This is a genomic window from Sphingomonas albertensis (assembly GCF_014358075.1).
Lineage (GTDB): Bacteria > Pseudomonadota > Alphaproteobacteria > Sphingomonadales > Sphingomonadaceae > Sphingomonas > Sphingomonas albertensis.
Map to the genome: position 1 here is coordinate 67,173 of NZ_JACONT010000016.1, position 18,949 is coordinate 86,121.

Consider the following 18,949-nt stretch of genomic DNA (forward strand, 5'->3'; position numbering starts at 1 on the left):
ATGAACGACCAGCTCACCCCCAAGGCCATCGTCGCCGCGCTCGACGCCCACATCATCGGCCAGGCCGCCGCGAAACGCGCGGTCGCCGTCGCCATGCGCAACCGCTGGCGCCGCCAGCAACTGAGCGAAGACCTCCGCGACGAGGTCACGCCCAAGAACATCCTGATGATCGGGCCGACCGGCTGCGGCAAGACCGAGATCAGCCGCCGTCTGGCGAAGCTCGCCGACGCGCCGTTCGTGAAGGTCGAGGCGACCAAGTTCACCGAGGTCGGCTATGTCGGCCGCGACGTCGAACAGATCGCCCGCGACCTCGTCGAGGAAGCCATCCGCCTCGAAAAGGAACGGCGCCGCGTCGCGGTGAAGGACAAAGCGGAGGAGGCCGCGATGTCGCGCCTGCTCGACGCGCTCACCGGCAAGAACGCGAGCGAGGCGACGCGCGAGAGCTTCAAGCAGCGCTTCCTCGACGGCCATCTCAACAACGCCGAAGTCGAGATCGAGATCGAGCAGGCCCCCGCTATGCCGTTCGATATCCCCGGCGGCGCGCCACAGATGATCAACCTCGGCGAGATGATGAAGTCGTTCGGCGGCGGCCAGCAATTGAAGCGCCGCAAGCTGACCGTCCACGCGGCATGGGACAAGCTCGTCGAGGAAGAGGCCGACAAGCGCCTCGACCAGGACGAGGTCAGCCGCGCAGCCCTCGCCGACGCGGAAGCCAACGGCATCGTCTTCCTCGACGAGATCGACAAGATCGCGGTCTCCGACGGCCGCGGCGGTTCGATCAGCCGCGAAGGCGTCCAGCGCGACCTGCTGCCGTTGATCGAAGGCACCACCGTCGCGACCAAATACGGCCCGATGAAGACCGACCATATCCTCTTCATCGCCAGCGGCGCGTTCCACGTCGCCAAGCCGAGCGACCTGCTCCCCGAATTGCAGGGCCGCCTGCCGATCCGCGTCGAGTTGAAGGGCCTCACCGAAGCCGATTTCGTCGCGATCCTGTCGGACACCAAGGCGTCGCTGCCGCTGCAATACAAGGCGCTGATCGCCACCGAAGGCGTCGGCATCGAGTTCACCGAAGACGGCATCGCCGCGATCGCGCGCATCGCCGCGGAAGTGAACTCGGAGATTGAGAACATCGGCGCGCGGCGTCTTCAGACGGTGATGGAAAAGCTTCTCGAGGAGGTGAGCTACAACGCCGAAGACCGCGGCGGCTCCAACCTCGTCATCGACGGCGCCTACGTCGACAGCCAGCTCAAGGAAATCGCCCGCAACACCGACCTGAGCCGCTTCGTGCTCTAATTGCTTTCCTGCGAACGCAGGAATCCAGGGTAACATGGAGAAACGCTCGTAACCCTGGACTCCTGCGTGCGCAGGAGAACAAAATTGGAGAGGCCAACACCATGGACGTGACCGAAGCCATAGCCGCTCGCCGCTCCGTTCGAGGCTTCCTCGACACCCCGGTCGATCCCGGACTCCTCCACGACCTCGCGATAAAAGCGTCCCGAGCCGCAACCGGCGGCAACCTCCAGCCTTGGCACATTGCCATCGTCCAAGGCGAACCTATGGTCCGTCTCAAGGTCACGATGGCCCAAAAGCTAGCCGCCGGCGCCACCGAAACCCCAGCCTATGACATCTACCCAAAAGACCTGACCGCGCCCTACCGAGACCGCCGCTACGCCGTGGGCGAAGCGATGTACGCGCACCTCGGCATCCCCCGCGACGACAAGCCGGCGCGGCAGAAGTGGTTCGCCCGGAACTTCGAGTTCTTCGGCGCCCCCGCCGCCTATTTCTGCACGGTCGACAAGCGCATGGGCCCACCGCAATGGTCGGACCTCGGCATGTACCTGCAAAACCTGATGCTGCTCGCGGTCGAGGCGGGACTCGCCACCTGCCCGCAGGAATGTTGGGCAATGTATCCGGAAACGGTCGGGAGGGTCATGGATTTGCCGAACGACCGCATGCTCTTCTGCGGCATGGCGATCGGCTACGAAGACAAGAGGGCACCTGCCAATGCGTTGCGGACGGAGCGGGCAGACGAAGCGGAATGGCTGACGACGATCCGCTGACAGCCTTCAACGAGCGCAAAACCGAACTCCACCCCGGCGAAGGCCGGGGCCCAGTTGGGGGACGATTGTAACGGATGAAGCGCTTCGTTACCCCGGCCTTGCCAACTGGGCCCCGGCCTTCGCCGGGGTGGTGTATATGGGCCGGGTGCGTCGCCCTCATTCTCTTCACCCGCGAAGGCGGGTGCCCAGACTGGGTCCCCGCCTTCGCGGGGAAACAAACTTTTAGAGGACCACCGTCTGGGGCTTGGCACCCTTGATCCCAGCGAGGATCATCGCTTCCCAGACCGCAGGGTCGCCCGCCGCCGCCATCGCCTTGTCAGGCTCGCGCAGAGTTTTCAGCACCGCCAGCGCGTCGGGCAGATAGTCCGCCCAGGCCGCATCGATCAGCCGTGACGCCGACTCGGCATCGCCGCCGGCGTTCGCGCTGATCCGCTGTCCCGCCAACACGCGTGCGACGCGTTCGGCAACCGGTGTCGTGGAAACGTCCATGAGCATTCTCCTCGCGGGCTGGTCTATACCAAACCCGCGAGGCGAACGAATGCTCCTTTAGCGTGCCGAGCTCGGCCCTGCACCGCGCGCAGGACCACGGCCGCCACCGCCGCCGCCAGCCGGACGACCACCGCCCTGACCGCCAGGACGACCACCGCCCTGGGGACGACCGCCGCCGCCTTGGCCGCCGCCGCCACCCTGGCCGCCACGGCTCGCGCCCGCATAGTTACGGCCGGTCGTACCGGTCGCCCTCGGCGAATGCGTCGCCCGCGGCCGTGCCGGATCGCGCGGACGGTCGATCCGAACCTCGGGATCGGCGCCCATCGTCTTCACGCGCGTCTGCTTGATCTGGTTCGACAGGTTGACGAAATCGTCCGGCAGCGACCGGACCTGGACCTTCTGGCGCGTGATCCGCTCGATGTCGCGCAGATACGCCTTCTCGTCGTCCGCGCAGAACGCGACGGCGATGCCGCTCGCGCCCGCACGCGCGGTACGACCGATGCGGTGGACATACTGCTCGGCGACGTTCGGCAGCTCGAAGTTGATGACGTGCGAAACGCCCGAGACGTCGATGCCGCGTGCGGCGATGTCGGTCGCGATCAGGACCTTGACCTTGCCCTGCTTGAACTCGCCGAGTGCCCGCTCGCGCTGGCCCTGGCTCTTGTTGCCGTGAATCGCGTTCGAGGCGATGCCGTTGCCGGCGAGCAGCTTCACGACGCGGTCGGCGCCATGCTTGGTGCGCGTGAACACGAGCGCACGGTCGATCGCCGGATCGGCCAGCGTGATCGTCAGCAGCGCCTGCTTTTCCGACTGGTTGCAGAACGTGACATACTGGTCGACGCGCTCTGCGGTCGTCGCGGCGGGCTTCACCGACACCGTCTTCGGGTCGAGCAGGAACTGCGACGCCAGCTCGCGGATCGCGACCGGCATCGTCGCCGAGAAGAACAAAGTCTGGCGCTTCTTCGGCAGCATGCGGACGATCTTCTTCAGCGCATGGATGAAGCCGAGGTCCATCATCTGGTCGGCCTCGTCGAGTACGAGGATCTCGATCATCGACAGGCTCACGAAGCCCTGCTCGATCAGATCGATCAGGCGACCCGGCGTGGCGACGAGGATGTCGACGCCGCGGCTCATGTCCTGGCGGTTCTTGTTGATGCTGGTGCCGCCGAACACGGTCGTCACCGACATCTTGCTGAACTGGCCGTAAGCGCGGGCGCTGTCGGCGATCTGGCTGGCGAGTTCGCGCGTCGGCGCGAGCACCAGCATGCGGCAATGCGTCGGCAGGACGCGCTTCTGGTTTTCGGTCAGCCGCTGGATCGACGGCAGCACGAACGCCGCGGTCTTGCCGGTGCCGGTCTGCGCGATGCCGAGCAGATCGCCACCCTCGAGCAGGATCGGGATCGATTGTGCCTGGATCGGCGTCGGCTCGGTATAGCCCTTGGCTTCGAGCGCACGGACGAGCGGCTCGGCAAGGCCGAGGTTTGCAAATGACATGAATAGTCTCTCAAATAGATGCCGGGCTCGCGAATCCACACAAGGACGCGCGAGGGGCGGTGGTGTTTTGACACCCCGCGTGAAAAGGGAAGCCCGTTGGAAACGACCGAGGCGGAGCTAAGACCGTAAAGGTCCAATCACGCTGCATTACGCCTCGATGACGGCCATGTGGCGCATCATGGTCGAAAAGTCAACCTTCGACCCGTTTCGGCACCCGTAGCGAACTCAGGTCCGGATCTGGCCGAGGTGCAGATACCGCTCGTTGAACTCCGCGGCATCGCGCAGCCGAGACCAGTCGGTCACACTCACTTGCCGCTTCTTGCGCGCGATCAGCCCGTCGGTTTCGAGCGACTTCAGCACCCGGTTGACGTGCACCGGCGTCAGCCCGAGCGCGTCGCCAAGCTGCTCCTGCGTCATCGGCAACTCGTATGCCATCGCATCGCCGAGCGTCGATTTCTTGAACCGTACCGAGAATTCGCAAAGCAGATGCGCCAGTCGGCTACGCGCGTTGCGCCGGCCGACGTTGAGCAGCCACTCGCGGTGGATCGACGCCTCGACCAGCGCATCGATCCACAACGCCTGGCCTGCGGCGGGACACGCCTCGATGAACTGGCGCAGTGCCAATATCGGCACCTCGGCCAGCGTCAGCCGGGTCAGCGCCTGGATGTCGTGATCGGATTCGTCGAGGAACAGGTTCTGCAGGTCGACGAACTCGCCGGGCATCAGGATCGACACGATCTCGCGCTCGCCATTGGGCGTCAGCTTTTGCCGATAGGCGAGCCCATCGAGGATGAACGCACACCGCGTCGGGCGCTGGCCTTCGCGGAGCATATAGGTCGACGCATCGATCGTCCGCACCTTGAATGGCAACGCTGCGATCTGGGCGCGGTCGTCCGCACTCATCGCCATCCGCGACTCGAACTTACGTATAACCTGTTCAGTCACGGTGGACATATCCACGTGCACTCTCCGCATCCAGTGCAGGAGCACTCGGTTCTCGCTGTCACCCCTTCTTGGATAGCGCGTCGGCGCGGGACGCACCTTATCCCAGGATTGAGCGGACTGACAAAACCCATGTTATGTTAGAGAAGGAGCATTTCGGCATCCTCAGCAATCGACGATGCCTGGCGATATCGGTTCAGGAATGCGGTGAACCGGTTGCGGCGCCTGGCGTGACCCCATGCTCGTCGATCGTGACGGCGACCGCGAGCAGCACGCTCCCCTCGCCGTTTCGCACCGTGACGCGGAAGCATGCGCCGTGGCGTGCGATAGCCGGATGGTCGCTAAGGTAATCCCCCGCGAAGATGACCGCCTGGACGCGCGCTTCCTCGTCGTCCGCCAGATCGGTGCCGTCATCGTCATTGACGTGTTTGTGGTTGTCGATGTCGAAGAAGTATCTGGGCATGCTCGACTTCCTCAACCGTTACGCAAGCCCGATGATAACAGGCCGGCAATCGCTCCGCTCTTACCAAAATCAGTTTCTCTGCGCGCTGCATGCTCGACTTGAACGGCGTCGCGAGCGTAGGATGCGCCCAAACAATAGAGGATCCGCCCCATGAAACTGGCCAGCCTGAAGCATCCCGATGCCATCAAGGGACGAGAGCGCGGACGAGACGGCAAGCTGGTCGTCGTATCGAATGATCTCGCCTGGTATGCTGACGCGAGTCACATCGCGCCGACACTGCAGGCCGCGCTGGACGACTGGGACCGATTGTCGCTCGATCTCAAGAACCTGTCGACCGATCTTGAACACGAGATGATCCCGATGCGACGCTTTCACGAGCACGACGCCGAGTCGCCGTTGCCGCGGGCGTATCAATGGGCCGATGGCTCGGCGTACGTGAATCATGTTGCGCTCGTGCGACAGGCGCGCGCGGCGGAGATGCCCGACAGCTTCTGGCACGATCCGCTGATGTACCAGGGCGGCTCGGACGGGTTCCTGGGTCCGCGCGATCCGATCCCGCTCGCCGACGAGGCTTGGGGTTGCGACATGGAGGGCGAGGTCGTCGTCGTCACCGGCGACGTGCCACTCGGCGCGAGTCGCGACGAGGCGCTGGCGGCGATCCTGCTGGTCGGGCTGACTAATGACGTCTCCTTGCGCAACCTAATCCCCGGCGAACTCGGCAAGGGTTTCGGCTTCTTCCAGTCGAAACCCGCAAGTGCGTTTTCCCCGGTCTTCGTCACGCCAGACTCGCTCGGCGACTGGTGGAAGGACGGCAAGCTGCACCGCAAGCTGATGGTTGATCTCAACGGCCAACCGCTCGGGCGCGCCGAGGCGGGCGAGGACATGACGTTCGATTTCGGCACGCTCGTCGCGCATGCCGCCAAGACGCGGAAGCTGGGCGCGGGCACGATCGTCGGATCGGGCACGGTCTCGAACCGTGGACCCGATGGCGGGCCGGGCAAGCCGATCGCGGAGGGCGGCGTCGGCTATTCCTGTCTCGCCGAGGTGCGGACGATCGAAACCATCCAGGGTGGCAAGCCCGTCACGCCGTTCCTCAAGCAGGGCGACGTCGTCCGGATTTGGGCGGAAGACGACAAGCGCCATCCGATCTTCGGTGTGATCGAACAGACTGTCGGCGGCTAATTCCAGCGGCGGGGGAGAAAAATCCGCGCGGCATATCGTGAATGCGCAACTCCCCCTCGCAATCTGCGTTGAAATTTAATAACAAGCCTCGGTAAGAGTGTTCCGCGGTCACAGCGGCCTCATGGAGATGGAATCACGATGGCAAGCGAGCATCCGCGCGCCAATTTGCAGCCGCTTACGTTGCATATCCCCGAGCCGAAGTTCCGCCCCGGCGACGCGGTTGACTTCGCCGAAGTCGACGTGCCGCCCGCTGGCGAGGCACGCCGCCCCGACACCGCGGACAAGGCGTCCGACTTCATCGATCTCGCCTACACCTTGGTCCGCGTGCTCGACGACGACGGCAACGCGGTCGGTCCGTGGGATCCTAAGCTTTCGCCCGACGTGATGCGCCGCATGTTGCGCAGCATGGCGCTGCTCCGCGCGTTCGACGAGCGCATGTTCCGCGCGCAGCGGCAGGGCAAGACCAGCTTCTACATGAAGGCGCTGGGCGAGGAGGCGGTCGCGGTCGCGGCGGCCTATGCGCTCGATTATGAGGATATGTGCTTCCCCTCGTACCGCCAGCAGGGTCTGCTGATCGCACGGGGCTGGAGCCTCGTCGACATGATGAACCAGATCTATTCGAACTCGGCCGATAGGCTCGGCGGCAAGCAGCTGCCGATCATGTATTCGGTCAAGGAAGCCGGCTTCTTCTCGATCTCCGGCAACCTCACCACGCAATACCCGCAGGCAGTAGGCTGGGCGATGGCCTCCGCCGCCAAGGGAGACACGCGGATCGCTGCGACGTGGTGCGGCGAAGGCTCGACCGCGGAGGGCGACTTCCACTCGGCGCTGACATTCGCGACGGTTTACCGCGCGCCTGTGATCTTCAACATCGTCAACAACCAGTGGGCGATCTCCAGCTTCTCCGGGTTCGCCGGCGCGGAGGCGACGACGTTCGCGGCGCGCGCGGTCGGCTACGGCATCGCCGGCCTCCGGGTCGACGGCAACGATGCACTGGCGGTGTACGCTGCGACCGAGTGGGCGGCCGAGCGCGCCCGCACCAACCAGGGCCCGACGCTGATCGAGCACTTCACCTACCGCGCGGAAGGCCATTCGACCTCCGACGATCCCGGCCAGTATCGCAGCGAAGGCGAACCCAACGCCTGGCCGCTCGGCGACCCGATCAAGCGCCTGAAGGATCACCTGATCGCGATCGGCGAATGGGACGACGAGCGTCACGCAGCGCAGGACAAGGAACTCGCCGAGCAGGTGAAGGCCGCGCAGAAGGAAGCCGAGAAGAACGGCATCCTCGGCCACGGCCTCCACCAGCCGCTCGAGTCGCTGTTCGACGGCGTGTTCGAGGAGCTGCCCTGGCACCTGAAGGAGCAGCGCCAGCAGATGCTCGACGAAGAAACGGCCAGTGGTCGTCCATGGGATCGCAAGGCATGAGCGACATGATCGAGGCACCCGAGTCCGAGGCGACGGACGCCGAACCCACCACCCGCATGAACATGATTCAGGCGATCAACTCCGCCATGGACATCATGATGGAGCGCGACCCCGACGTGATCGTCATGGGCGAGGACGTCGGCTATTTCGGTGGCGTCTTCCGCGCGACCGCCGGGCTCCAGGCCAAGCACGGCAAGACGCGCGTGTTCGACACCCCCATCACCGAATGCGGCATCATCGGCGTCGCGGTCGGGATGGGCGCGTACGGCCTGCGTCCCGTCCCCGAGATCCAGTTCGCGGACTACATCTATCCCGCGCTCGACCAGCTCGTCTCCGAAGCCGCACGCCTGCGCTATCGCTCGGCCGGCGAGTTCACCTCGCCGATCACGGTGCGCTCGCCGTTCGGCGGCGGCATCTTCGGCGGCCAGACGCACAGCCAGTCGCCGGAGGGGCTCTTCACCCACATGTCCGGCATCAAGACGGTCATCCCGTCGACGCCCTATGACGCCAAGGGCCTGCTGATCGCCGCGATCGAGGACAATGACCCAACGCTCTTCTTCGAACCCAAGCGCATCTATAACGGCCCGTTCGATGGCTATTGGGATCGCCCGTCGCAGAACTGGTCGAAGCACCCGGCCGGCGAAGTCCCGACCGGCTACTACAAGATCGAGCTCGGCAAGGCGAAGATCGTCCGCGCGGGCGAGGCGCTCACGATCCTCGCCTATGGCACGATGGTGCATGTGTGCGCCGCGGTCGTCGCAGAGGCGGGCATCGACGCCGAGATCGTCGATCTGCGCACGCTCGTGCCGCTCGACATCGAGACGATCGAGGCTTCGGTGAAGAAGACCGGCCGCTGCATGATCGTCCACGAGGCTACCCGCACCAGCGGGTTCGGCGCGGAGCTGTCGGCGATCGTCCAGGAACGCTGTTTCTACCATCTCGAGGCGCCGATCGAGCGCGTGACCGGGTTCGACACGCCATACCCGCACAGCCTCGAATGGGCGTATTTCCCAGGGCCCGTCCGTATCGGCGAAGCCCTGAAAAAGATCATGAAGGACGCATAATGGCCCGCTTCACCTTCAAGCTGCCGGACATCGGCGAAGGCATCTCCGAAGCCGAGATCGTCGCATGGCACGTCGCCATCGGCGACCGCGTCGAAGAGGACTCGCCGATCGCCGACATGATGACCGACAAGGCCACCGTCGAAATGGAGTCGCCGGTGACCGGCGTCGTCGTCGAACTCGCGGGCGAGGTCGGCGACCAGGTGTCGATCGGCGCCGCGCTGGTGGTGATCGAGACGGATGCGGTGGAGGTGGCGGACGAGGTGGTCGCAGCGCCGCTGACCTCGGCACAGGCCGAAACAGCCGAACAATACGAAGCCGAAAACCCAGGCGTCGAAGAGGTGGCAACCGAAACTCCCTCTCCCCTCCGGGGAGAGGGTCGGGGTGAGGGGCAGCCCCACGCGGAAACGCCGGCAACTGCCCCGGGGGGGGGGGGGCCCCCCCCCCCCCCCGCCCCCCCGGCGGGGGGGGGGGGGGGGGCGGGGGGCCCGGGGGGGGGGGGGGGGGGCGCCGCCCGGCCCCCCCCCCCCCCCCCCGCCGCGCGCCCCCGCCCCCGCCCCCCCCCCCCCCCCACCCCCCCCCCCCCCCCCCCCCCCCCCCCCCGCCCCCCCCCCCCGCCGGGGTGGTATTGGGGAGGAGCGCTCGCTTTACTCGCGCGTTGACATGGGATGTCGATCCTCCTTGCCGTAGCGCTCGCCGCTTCCCCTACCCTCGCGCAGATGAAGTGGGAGCGGCGCGTGCTGATTGTAGCCGCGCCATCCGAGCAAAACCCTTTGCTCGCTGAGCAGCGCCGCATCCTCGCCAACTGGAAGGCAAACAGCGAAGACCGCGACCTCACCGTTGTTGAAGTGATCGGCAACCGGGTCCGCGGCGCGGGCGACACGGCGGCTTCGATCCGCCGCAAATACCGCCTGCCCGGGGCCTTCACTGCGATCCTCATCGGCAAGGACGGCGGCGAGAAACTGCGCAGCGCCAAGCCCTTCCCCGCCGCCGCTCTGGAGCAAACGATCGATGCGATGCCGATGCGCAGGGCCGGCCAGCGATAGAGCCGACCGATCAGCGTGATCGCCGCGCCGGGGTTGTGGCGTCGCGCGCCCTGCCCCAGATGGCATGCAAAGCTGCTCAGCGGCGCGTGACCTGCAAGGACTGCCTGTGACCGATACCCAATTCGACTATGACCTCTTCGTCATCGGCGCAGGCTCGGGCGGTACGCGCGCCTCACGTGTTGCCGCTGCGCACGGCGCACGCGTCGCGGTCGCCGAGGAATACCGGGTCGGCGGGACTTGCGTCATCCGCGGCTGCGTGCCGAAGAAGCTGCTGATCTACGGCGCGCATTTCGCCGAGGATCTGAAGGACGCGAAGCGGTTCGGCTGGCAGGTGCCCGACGACTGCGCGTTCAGCTGGCCGACGTTGCGCGACAACGTGATGGAGGAGGTCGACCGGATCAACGGCGCCTACACGACCACGCTGCAGAACAATCACGTCGACATCATCCACCAGCGCGCGGTCGTTTCCGGTCCCAACGAAGTCACGCTCGCCGACGGCAGCGTGAAGACGGCCGCGAAGATCCTGATCGCGGTCGGCGCGCATCCGCTGACCCCCGAGTTTCCGGGTTCGGAACACGGCATCACCTCGAACGAGGTCTTCCATCTCGACGACGTGCCGAAGCGCGTGCTGATCGCGGGTGCTGGCTATATCGCCAACGAATTCGCCGGGATCTTCCATCAGTTCGGGTCGCACGTGACGCTGGTCAACCGCACCGACGTGATCCTGCGCGGCTATGACGAATCGATCCGCGACCGCCTGCTCCAGATCTCGATGAGCAAGGGCATCGACTTCCGCTTCAATGCCGCGTTCGAGAGCATCGAGAAGGATTCGAACGGGTGTCTCACCGTCCGCATGAGCGGGCATGAGCCGATCACCGTCGACCTCGTGATGTTCGCGACCGGGCGCCTGCCGAACACCAAGGGGCTCGGACTCGAAACCGCGGGCGTCGAGATGGACGCGGCGGGTGCGGTGATCGTCGACGAGGACAACAAGTCGAGCTGCGACTCGATCTTCGCGGTCGGCGACGTCACCAACCGGATCCAGCTGACCCCGGTCGCGATCCGCGAAGGGCAGGCGTTCGCCGACACCTTCTTCGGCGGGAAGCCGACGCGGGTCGATTACGCCAACGTGCCCGCCGCGGTGTTCAGCCACCCGCCGATGGCCGGCGTCGGCATGACCGAGTCGCAGGCCAAGCAGGCGCTGGGATCGGTGAAGGTCTACACGTCCGACTTCCGGCCGATGAAGAACGTGCTGGCGGGGCGCAACGAACGCTCGCTGTACAAGATGATCTGCGACGGCGAGACCGACCGGGTCGTCGGCATCCACATGATCGGGCCGGACTGCCCCGAGATCCTGCAATCGGCGGCGGTGGCGGTGAAGGCCGGGCTGACCAAGGCGGACTTCGACGCGACCGTCGCGCTGCATCCGACGATGGCCGAAGAACTGGTGCTGATGAAGTAAGACGCCGATTTCGCGCCGAAAAAACACCGAACTCTTGGGCACAACATCGCCCAGATGGGGCTTGGCGCCGCTGCGAACACGCCACGTTCGCAGCGGCCGCAACGAAATATTCCAGCCGCAATTCGCAGCGCGTCGACTGTCGTAACAACGCCATTACTGTCGAATGCGACGCGGCAAACATGGATTGTGGCGATAATGACACGGACTGTCGCCGAATCGGTCCTTTGCGCGGACAGGCCATTGGCAGGCATCGGAAACCGGGCGTAGAGGCTCCCTCCGGCGGCCATGCAAACATGCGTGCTGCCCAGCCGACTCCATCGGGAGCGGTTAACGGAGAGGTCCAGGGCATGGGGTCGCGACCGTCGCGAGCATCACGATCGGGCGCTGCCATGGCTTCGGGCAGAACCGCCACGATCGTGCCCAGGCCATTTGCCGATCCGCGATCCAACGCAGGGGACTATTCGACATGAAGACCATGATGGTCGCGGCGCTGCGCGCTGCGCTGGTGACGACGACGATCCTCGGATCGGCTGCTGCCCTCACGACAGCCGCGACCGCCCAGACGACGACCGCCGCGATCCGCGGGCAGGTCCGCGATGCGGCAGGCGCGGCAGTGGCAGGCGCGACCGTGGTGGCGGTCAATGACGGCACCAACCAGACCTTCCGCGCGACCACCAGCGCGACGGGCAGCTATGTGCTGAACGGTCTGCGCCCCGCTACCTACACCATCACGTTCACGGGTCCCGACGGCAAAATTTCGGCGCAGCGTATCTCGGTCGGCGTCGGCCAGTCCGCGACGCTCGACGCGGTGCTCGCGGCACCGACCGCGGCAGCCCCTGCTGCCGGCGCGACTGCTGAGGGCGGCACGGCCACCGGTGGCGCTGGTGAGGGCGGCGAGATCGTCGTCACCGCTGGCAAGCTGGTCGAGACCAAGACCTCCGAAGTCGCCACCAACGTCAGCCAGGCCCAGATCCGCATCCTGCCGCAGGGCGATCGCAACTTCCTGACGTTCGCCGCGCTCGCACCGGGCGTCCGCTACAACGACAGCGAAACCAACAAGGGCATCACCGCAGGCGCCTCGCCCGCGAGCCAGGTCAACGTCTTCATCGACGGCACCAGCCTGAAGAGCCAGACGCTGGGTGGCATTGCCGGCCAGACCGACAGCCGCGGCAACCCGTTCGGGCAGCTCGCAGTCGGGGAATTCCGCGTGCTGACGCAGAACTACAAGGCCGAATACGAGCAGGCCGGGTCGGCGATCATCACCGCGATCACCAAGTCGGGCACCAACGATTTCCACGGCGAGATGTTCGGTCAATATACCGATCGCAGCCTGACCGCCGCCAGCATCCTCGACGAGCGCGCCGGTCGCGGCAAACCGAAGTTCGAGCGCAAGCAATACGGTATCTCGCTCGGCGGCCCGATCATCAAGGACAAGCTGTTCTTCTTCGGTGCGTACGAAGGCAACGACCAGGATCGTGCATCGAGCGTCACGGTCGGCAACCCTACTCCGGAAAACCTGGCGCGCTTCGGCCAGTATGAAGGCACCTATGTCAGCCCGTATCGCGGCGATTTCTATTTCGGCAAGCTGACCTTCACGCCCGACGAGCGCCAGGTGTTCGACCTGTCGTTCAGCCGTCGCCAGGAAACCGACGTGTCGGGGTTCGGCGCGAATTTCGGATCGGCCAACATCGCGTATTCGGCGGCGGTCAACAAGATCAACAAGACCGACACCTACACGTACAAATGGACCTATACCGGCGACAGCTTCGTCAACGAATTCAACGCGACCTATCTCGACACGGTCTACAACCCGTCGTCGCTCAACCCCGACGATCCGAGCTTTCAATATGAGGGCGTGATCACCTTCGGCGGCAAGGATTCGACGCAGCGGATCAGCCAGCAGAGCTACACGCTGCGCGACGACCTGACGTATAACGGCCTTGCCAACCACGTGATCAAGGGCGGTATCCGCTTCGCGTTCCAGGATTACGACTTCACCAAGAACTTCTACGTCCAGCCGAACTACTTCTTCCAGAATGACGCGGCCCGAGGACTCGATTTCAGCTTCCCGGCACAGGCGCAGCTCGGCGTCGGCAATCCGCGGATCATCGCGTCGAACTCGCAGCTTGGCGTCTACCTGCAGGACGACTGGGACATCACCAGCAAGTTGCAGCTCAACATCGGCCTGCGCTGGGATTACGAAAGCAATCTGTTCAACAACAAATATCGCACCCCCGCCGCGGCGGTCGCGACGTTGAACGCGCTGCCCAAGACCGATTATTTCGACCCCGCGGACTACGTCACCGACGGCACCGATCGCCCGACGCGCAAGGACATGTTCCAGCCGCGGATCGGCTTCAGCTACGACTTCAACGACGACCAGCGGACTGTCCTGTTCGGCGGCTACGGCAAGTATTTCGACCGCAACGTGTTCAACAACACGCTCGACGAGCAATTCCGCCTGCAATACCAGACGGGCGTCTTCTACTTCTCGCGCAACGGCCAGCCGCGCGACGGCAACCCGACCGTGGTCTGGAACGACAGCTATCTGACGCGTGACGGTCTGCTCGCGCTGCGGCAGACCGCGCAGACCGGCCTGCCGCAGCTTTTTGCCGTGAAGAACGATGCCAAAGCGCCATCGACCGACCAGTTCAGCCTTGGCCTGCGCCAGAAGTTCGGGATCTTCCGCGCATCGGTGACCGGGTCGTATGTTCGCGGGCAGAACGGCTACACGCACCTGTTCGCGACGCGCAATCCGGACGGATCGTGCTGCGATACGACGATCCCGCGCGCGAACGGCTTCAGCAACGTGCTGATCGGCTATGACGGGCTGCGGACGCGCTACAAGGCGCTGCTGGTGACGATCGACAAGGATTACACGGTTTCGTCGGGCTGGGGCTTCAACCTCGCCTACACGCTGTCGAAGGCGGAGCAGGACGGCGGCGATCTGTTCAGCCTCGATAAGGTCACGCCGGATCAATATGGCTGGCGGCCGATCGCCGACCAAGACGAGCGTCACCGGATCGTCCTGTCGGGTATCGTCGACCTCCCCGTCGGATTCCAGTTCTCGACGCTGACGACGCTGGGCAGCGGCACCGCGTTCCAGTTGCTGGACCAGTCCGCCGGCACCAGCGTCAACCAGCAGACCATCCGATCGCTGTACCGCCCGAAGAACTGCCTCGGCAGCGTATTTGCGTTCTGCGAGGTCAATCTGACGCTCCAGAACAACATCAAGGTCTTCAACACGCACAACATCAACGTGGCGGTCGATCTGCTCAACGCCTTCAACAACAAGAACTACACCGGCTATTCGGGCAATCTCGGTGTCGGCGAAACCTATAGCTTCGGCGGGCCGACGAACCTGCCGACCGGGCTGCTCACCCTGCCCCGCCGCTTCCAGTTCAGGGTCGGATATCGTTTCTGATGCGTTAATCGGCGGGCGGCCATGTTGGTCGCCTGCCGCCATCGGCGGCCCCCGATCAGGAGTATCCATGCTCGATAGACGGCAGTTTCTGGGCACCGGCGCACTATCACTTGGCGGACTGACCGCAGGATGCACATCGGTCGGACGGCCGCTGGTCAAGGCGATCGAAAACGTCACGGGGACCGCGCCGCCCGAACCGCCGCCCTCCGCGAACCCGCTGATCGACAATCTGCAGGAGCGCGCGTTCCTGTATTTCTGGGACACGACCGATCCGGTAACGGGGCTCGCGCTCGATCGCTGGCCGACGCCCTCCTTCTCGTCGATCGCCGCGGTCGGGTTCGCGTTGACGGCCTATCCGATCGGCGTCGTCAACGGCTGGATCACCCGCGAGCAGGCGCGCAAGCGGACGCTGGCGACGATGGAGTTCTTCGCGATCGCACCGATGGGCCCCGAGCCGACCGGCAACAGCGGCTACAAGGGATTCTTCTACCACTTTCTCGGCATTACCAAGGGCCAGCGGTTCGCGCGCGCCGAGCTGTCGACGATCGATACCGCGTTGCTGCTTGGCGGCATGTTGTTCGCGCAGAGCTGGTTCGATGGCGATCATCCCGAAGAACAGCGGATCCGCGCGCTGGCGGACCAGATCTATGGCGCGGTCGACTGGACGTGGATCACGCCGCGTGCGCCGTTCCTGTCGATGGGCTGGCATCCCGAGAGCGGTTTCATCGCCAGCGACTGGAATATCTATAACGAGGGGATGCTGATGTATCTGCTCGCGCTGGGATCGCCGACGCATCCGCTGCCGCCGTCGACCTGGGGCGCGCTGACCGCGAAGTTCGAGCCGTCGTGGAGCGGCGACCATCTCCATTACCCGCCGATGTTCGTGCATCAATACAGCCATGTCTGGGTCGATTTCCGCGGCATCCGCGACGCGTACATCGCGACCAAGGATATCGATTATTTCGAGAACAGCCGGCGCGCGACGATCGCACAACGCGACTATGCGACCGCCAACGGTGGCGCGAATGGCCGCCAGTTCGCCGGCTATGGCCCCGACATCTGGGGACTGACCGCGTGCGACGGGCCCGGCGATTTCAAGGCTACGATCGCCGGTCGCCCGCGCGAGTTCTTCAGTTACTCCGAACGCGGCCCCGGCGCGCGCGACGACGGGACGCTGGCGCCGACCGCCGCAGTCGGATCGATCGTGTTCGCGCCCGATCTCGTCATCCCGGCGATCACCGCGATGCACGATCGCTACGGCAAAGGCATTTACGGCAAATACGGGTTCTTCGACGCGTTCAACCCGACGCTGACCGAGATGGGCGAGCCGCTGAAGCATGGCCGGATCGTGCCCGGCGTGGGCTGGGTCGACGTCGATTATCTCGGTATCGACCAGGGGCCGATCGTCGCGATGATCGAGAATTGGCGGACCGGCATGGTGTGGAACACGATGCGGCGTAACCCGCATATCCGCCGCGGGCTGGACCGTGCCGGATTCACCGGCGGCTGGCTCGCCCGCGTTCCCTGAGGGCTTTCCCCGCAACGCCGGAACGCCTAGAGCAACGACATACCCGATCCTCGAAAGGTTCCAGCATGCGTGAAGCTGCCATCGTCTCGACTGCCCGTACCGCTATCGGCAAAGCGTATCGCGGCGCGTTCAACGCGACCGAGGCGCCGGTGCTGGCGGGGCACGTGATGAACGCGGTGGTCGAGCGCGCAGGGATCGATCCCGCGCGGATCGACGACGTGTTCTGGGGCGTCGGCAATCAATGGGGTACGCAGGGCGGAAACGCCGGGCGGATGGCGATCTTTGCGGGTGGGCTGCCGGAGTCGGTGCCGGCGTTCACGCTCGACCGGAAATGCGGATCGGGGCTGACCGCGGTGGCGCTCGCGGCGCGAACGATCATCTGCGACGAGGCGGACGTCGCGCTCGCCGGCGGGATGGAGTCGATCAGCTACACCGTGACCAAGGACGCGCCGCGGTTCGTCAATGCCAGCGTCGTTGCGAAGGAGCCCGCGGCGTATATCCCGATGATCGAGACCGCGGAGATCGTCGCGGAGAAATACGGGATCAGCCGCGAGGCGCAGGACGAATATGCCGCTATGAGCCAGCAGCGCGCTGCGGCGGGGCTGGCCAGCGGGGCGTTTGTCGAAGAGATCGTGCCGATCACGGTCGAGAAGGCGTTGTTCGACAAGCAGGGCGCGCATGCCGGCATCGAGAGTGTCACCTTGTCGCAGGACGAGGGCATTCGTGCAGGTACGACGCTGGAGGGGTTGCGCGGGCTGAAGACGGTGTGGCCGGGTGGCGAGTTCTCCGGCCCGGGGTCGAGCGTGACTGCCGGCAATGCGAGCCAGTTGTCGGACGGGGCTTCGGCGCAGTTGCTGATGGATCGCAGGACTGCGGAGGCCGAGGGAAAGGACATCCTCGGCATCTATCGCGGGTTCCAGGCGGCGGGGTGCAGCCCGGCGGAGATGGGAATCGGACCGGTGTTCGCGATCCCGAGGTTACTTGAGCGCGCTGGGTTGTCGGTGGGCGATATCGGCCTTTGGGAGCTGAACGAGGCGTTCGCGTCACAGTGCCTGTATTGCCGCGATTTTCTGGGGATCGATCCGGAGAAGTATAACGTCAATGGCGGCGCGATCGCGGTCGGCCACCCGTTCGGGATGACGGGGTCGCGGCTGGTTGGGCATGCGCTGATCGAGGGGCGCAAGCGCGGCGTTCGGTATGTGGTGGTGTCGATGTGCACCGCGGGCGGGATGGGGGCCGCGGGGTTGTTCGAGATCGTTTGATCTTCCTTGCCCCTCCCTGGAAGGGAGGGCTTGGGGGTGGGTCGGCTTCCGTACCACCGAACCGTCGCGACCAAGGCTGACCTACCCACCCCCGGCCCCTCCCTTTCAGGGAGGGGGGAAGGGAGCGTTTTCGGGCTTAGTCGGCGAACAAGAGGACGGGGGTTTCGAGATATTTCTTGAGGCCCTGGACGAAGCTGGCCGCGTCCCAGCCGTCGACGACGCGGTGGTCGCAGCTGATCGACAGGTTCATGAGCTTGGCGCGGACGACTTCGTCGCCCTTGAAGACCGGGCGTTCGACGATCTTGTTGGGGCCGATGATCGCGACTTCGGGGCGGTTGATGACCGGGGTGGTCGCGATGCCGCCGAGCGGGCCTAGCGAGGTTACGGTGATCGTGCCGCCGCCCATTTCGTTGGGGGCGAGCTTGCCGGCACGGGCAGCTTCGGCGAGGCGGGTGATCTCGGTTGCGAGCTGCCAGACGTTGCGGTCCTGCGCGTCGCGGATCACGGGGACGGTGAGCCCGGCGTCGGTCTGCGCGGCCATGCCGAGGTGGATGGCGCCGTGGCGCGTGACCACGCCCGCCTCGTCGTCGTAGCGCGCGTTGAGCATCGGGAAGTCGGGGATCGCCTTGCAGATCGCGACGATCATCAGCGGCAGCATCGTCAGCTTGGGGCGGCCGCCGCGGTTGGCATTGAGGTCGGCGCGCATCGCCTCCAGCGCGGTGACGTCGATCTCGTCGACATAGGTGAAGTGCGGGATCGCGCGCTTCGAGGCGGCCATGTTCTCGGCGATGCGGCGGCGCATGCCGATGACCTTGATGGGCTGGTCTTCGCGGGCGCGCGACGCGTACGGGGGGTGGTAGCCTTCGCCCGAGCCGTAGCGGAGATAGGCGTCCAGGTCGGCGTGGCGGACTCGGTCGGAGTCGGTTTTGACGGAGGCCAGGTCGATGCCGAGATCGCGGGCGCGGGCGCGGACTGCGGGGGACGCGAGAGCTTGGGCCTTTTGCTCCGCATCAGCCGCAGGAACGGGTTGCGCCTTCTGCTCCCTCTCCCCTGCGGGGAGAGGGCTGGGGTGAGGGGCTGGGGCAGTTGCCGGCGTTTCCGCGTG

15 protein-coding genes and 1 pseudogene are annotated in these 18,949 nt (G+C 65.4%); 11 read left to right on the top strand and 5 right to left on the bottom strand.

What is annotated here, in order from left to right; translation table 11 throughout:
- Together hslU and H8S47_RS09145 are read left to right on the top strand one after the other, a co-directional pair.
- A complete protein-coding gene (gene hslU, locus H8S47_RS09140; protein ID WP_132896049.1) occupies positions 1–1,296 on the top strand; it encodes an ATP-dependent protease ATPase subunit HslU in 1,296 nt (431 codons plus the stop codon).
- Positions 1,297–1,397: 101 nt separating this feature from the next.
- Positions 1,398–2,063 (top strand): nitroreductase, encoded by a 666-nt coding sequence (locus tag H8S47_RS09145; RefSeq protein WP_187503566.1) that lies wholly within the window; start codon positions 1,398–1,400, stop codon positions 2,061–2,063.
- Positions 2,064–2,285: 222 nt separating this feature from the next.
- Here H8S47_RS09145 and H8S47_RS09150 read toward each other — a convergent pair whose 3' ends face one another.
- The 4 genes from H8S47_RS09150 to H8S47_RS09165 form a co-directional block, all read right to left on the bottom strand.
- Positions 2,286–2,552: a hypothetical protein gene (locus H8S47_RS09150; RefSeq protein WP_187503567.1), complete on the bottom strand. Its 267-nt coding sequence runs from the start codon at positions 2,550–2,552 to the stop codon at positions 2,286–2,288.
- A gap of 57 nt (positions 2,553–2,609) precedes the next feature.
- The gene (locus H8S47_RS09155) at positions 2,610–4,046 is read right to left on the bottom strand and encodes a DEAD/DEAH box helicase (protein ID WP_187503568.1); all 1,437 of its coding nucleotides are present in this window, start codon (positions 4,044–4,046) and stop codon (positions 2,610–2,612) included.
- A 225-nt stretch (positions 4,047–4,271) separates the two neighbouring features.
- Positions 4,272–5,000 carry a Crp/Fnr family transcriptional regulator gene (locus tag H8S47_RS09160; protein WP_187503580.1) on the bottom strand — a complete coding sequence of 243 codons (729 nt, stop codon included), beginning with the start codon at positions 4,998–5,000 and terminating at the stop codon, positions 4,272–4,274.
- Positions 5,001–5,184: 184 nt separating this feature from the next.
- Complete coding sequence (locus H8S47_RS09165) at positions 5,185–5,451, bottom strand: DUF6894 family protein (protein WP_187503569.1); 267 nt, start codon at positions 5,449–5,451, stop codon at positions 5,185–5,187.
- 150 nt (positions 5,452–5,601) lie between these two features.
- On the opposite strand from H8S47_RS09165, the gene H8S47_RS09170 reads away from it, so the two are divergent.
- The 9 genes and pseudogenes from H8S47_RS09170 (at position 5,602) to H8S47_RS09210 (ending at position 17,844) form a co-directional block, all read left to right on the top strand.
- Entirely contained in the window at positions 5,602–6,633 is a 1,032-nt protein-coding gene (locus tag H8S47_RS09170) for a fumarylacetoacetate hydrolase family protein (RefSeq protein WP_187503570.1), read from the top strand.
- Between the two features lie 138 nt (positions 6,634–6,771).
- On the top strand, positions 6,772–8,061 hold the full coding sequence (locus H8S47_RS09175) for a thiamine pyrophosphate-dependent enzyme (RefSeq protein WP_187503571.1): 1,290 nt from the start codon (positions 6,772–6,774) through the stop codon (positions 8,059–8,061).
- Positions 8,062–8,117: 56 nt separating this feature from the next.
- The gene (locus H8S47_RS09180) at positions 8,118–9,125 is read left to right on the top strand and encodes an alpha-ketoacid dehydrogenase subunit beta (RefSeq protein ID WP_056053047.1); all 1,008 of its coding nucleotides are present in this window, start codon (positions 8,118–8,120) and stop codon (positions 9,123–9,125) included.
- Positions 9,125–9,364: pseudogene (locus H8S47_RS09185) on the top strand (biotin/lipoyl-containing protein); the annotation flags it as partial. The gene H8S47_RS09180 and the pseudogene H8S47_RS09185, both read left to right, overlap by 1 nt.
- A gap of 426 nt (positions 9,365–9,790) precedes the next feature.
- Complete coding sequence (locus tag H8S47_RS09190) at positions 9,791–10,168, top strand: DUF4174 domain-containing protein (RefSeq protein WP_187503572.1); 378 nt, start codon at positions 9,791–9,793, stop codon at positions 10,166–10,168.
- Between the two features lie 106 nt (positions 10,169–10,274).
- On the top strand, positions 10,275–11,630 hold the full coding sequence (gene gorA, locus H8S47_RS09195) for a glutathione-disulfide reductase (protein WP_398456294.1): 1,356 nt from the start codon (positions 10,275–10,277) through the stop codon (positions 11,628–11,630).
- Positions 11,631–12,096: 466 nt separating this feature from the next.
- The gene (locus tag H8S47_RS09200) at positions 12,097–15,054 is read left to right on the top strand and encodes a TonB-dependent receptor (protein ID WP_187503574.1); all 2,958 of its coding nucleotides are present in this window, start codon (positions 12,097–12,099) and stop codon (positions 15,052–15,054) included.
- A gap of 67 nt (positions 15,055–15,121) precedes the next feature.
- Entirely contained in the window at positions 15,122–16,582 is a 1,461-nt protein-coding gene (locus tag H8S47_RS09205) for a glucoamylase family protein (RefSeq protein ID WP_187503575.1), read from the top strand.
- Positions 16,583–16,647: 65 nt separating this feature from the next.
- A complete protein-coding gene (locus H8S47_RS09210; protein ID WP_187503576.1) occupies positions 16,648–17,844 on the top strand; it encodes a thiolase family protein in 1,197 nt (398 codons plus the stop codon).
- Positions 17,845–17,980: 136 nt separating this feature from the next.
- Here the strand turns inward: H8S47_RS09210 and H8S47_RS09215 are convergent.
- A partial coding sequence (locus H8S47_RS09215; RefSeq protein WP_214655014.1) for a dihydrolipoamide acetyltransferase family protein occupies positions 17,981–18,949 on the bottom strand: 969 nt, incomplete at its 5' end.

Excerpts from the sequence above, each read along its gene's own strand:
- H8S47_RS09205 (WP_187503575.1), top strand. The coding sequence starts at position 15,122 with ATGCTCGATAGACGGCAGTTTCTGGGCACCGGCGCACTATCACTTGGC.
- hslU (WP_132896049.1), top strand. The coding sequence starts at position 1 with ATGAACGACCAGCTCACCCCCAAGGCCATCGTCGCCGCGCTCGACGCC.
- H8S47_RS09165 (WP_187503569.1), bottom strand. The coding sequence starts at position 5,451 with ATGCCCAGATACTTCTTCGACATCGACAACCACAAACACGTCAATGAC.
- H8S47_RS09210 (WP_187503576.1), top strand. The coding sequence starts at position 16,648 with ATGCGTGAAGCTGCCATCGTCTCGACTGCCCGTACCGCTATCGGCAAA.
- H8S47_RS09190 (WP_187503572.1), top strand. The coding sequence starts at position 9,791 with ATGTCGATCCTCCTTGCCGTAGCGCTCGCCGCTTCCCCTACCCTCGCG.
- H8S47_RS09200 (WP_187503574.1), top strand. The coding sequence starts at position 12,097 with ATGAAGACCATGATGGTCGCGGCGCTGCGCGCTGCGCTGGTGACGACG.
- H8S47_RS09180 (WP_056053047.1), top strand. The coding sequence starts at position 8,118 with ATGAACATGATTCAGGCGATCAACTCCGCCATGGACATCATGATGGAG.
- H8S47_RS09170 (WP_187503570.1), top strand. The coding sequence starts at position 5,602 with ATGAAACTGGCCAGCCTGAAGCATCCCGATGCCATCAAGGGACGAGAG.
- H8S47_RS09175 (WP_187503571.1), top strand. The coding sequence starts at position 6,772 with ATGGCAAGCGAGCATCCGCGCGCCAATTTGCAGCCGCTTACGTTGCAT.
- H8S47_RS09145 (WP_187503566.1), top strand. The coding sequence starts at position 1,398 with ATGGACGTGACCGAAGCCATAGCCGCTCGCCGCTCCGTTCGAGGCTTC.
- H8S47_RS09150 (WP_187503567.1), bottom strand. The coding sequence starts at position 2,552 with ATGGACGTTTCCACGACACCGGTTGCCGAACGCGTCGCACGCGTGTTG.
- H8S47_RS09160 (WP_187503580.1), bottom strand. The coding sequence starts at position 5,000 with ATGTCCACCGTGACTGAACAGGTTATACGTAAGTTCGAGTCGCGGATG.
- H8S47_RS09155 (WP_187503568.1), bottom strand. The coding sequence starts at position 4,046 with ATGTCATTTGCAAACCTCGGCCTTGCCGAGCCGCTCGTCCGTGCGCTC.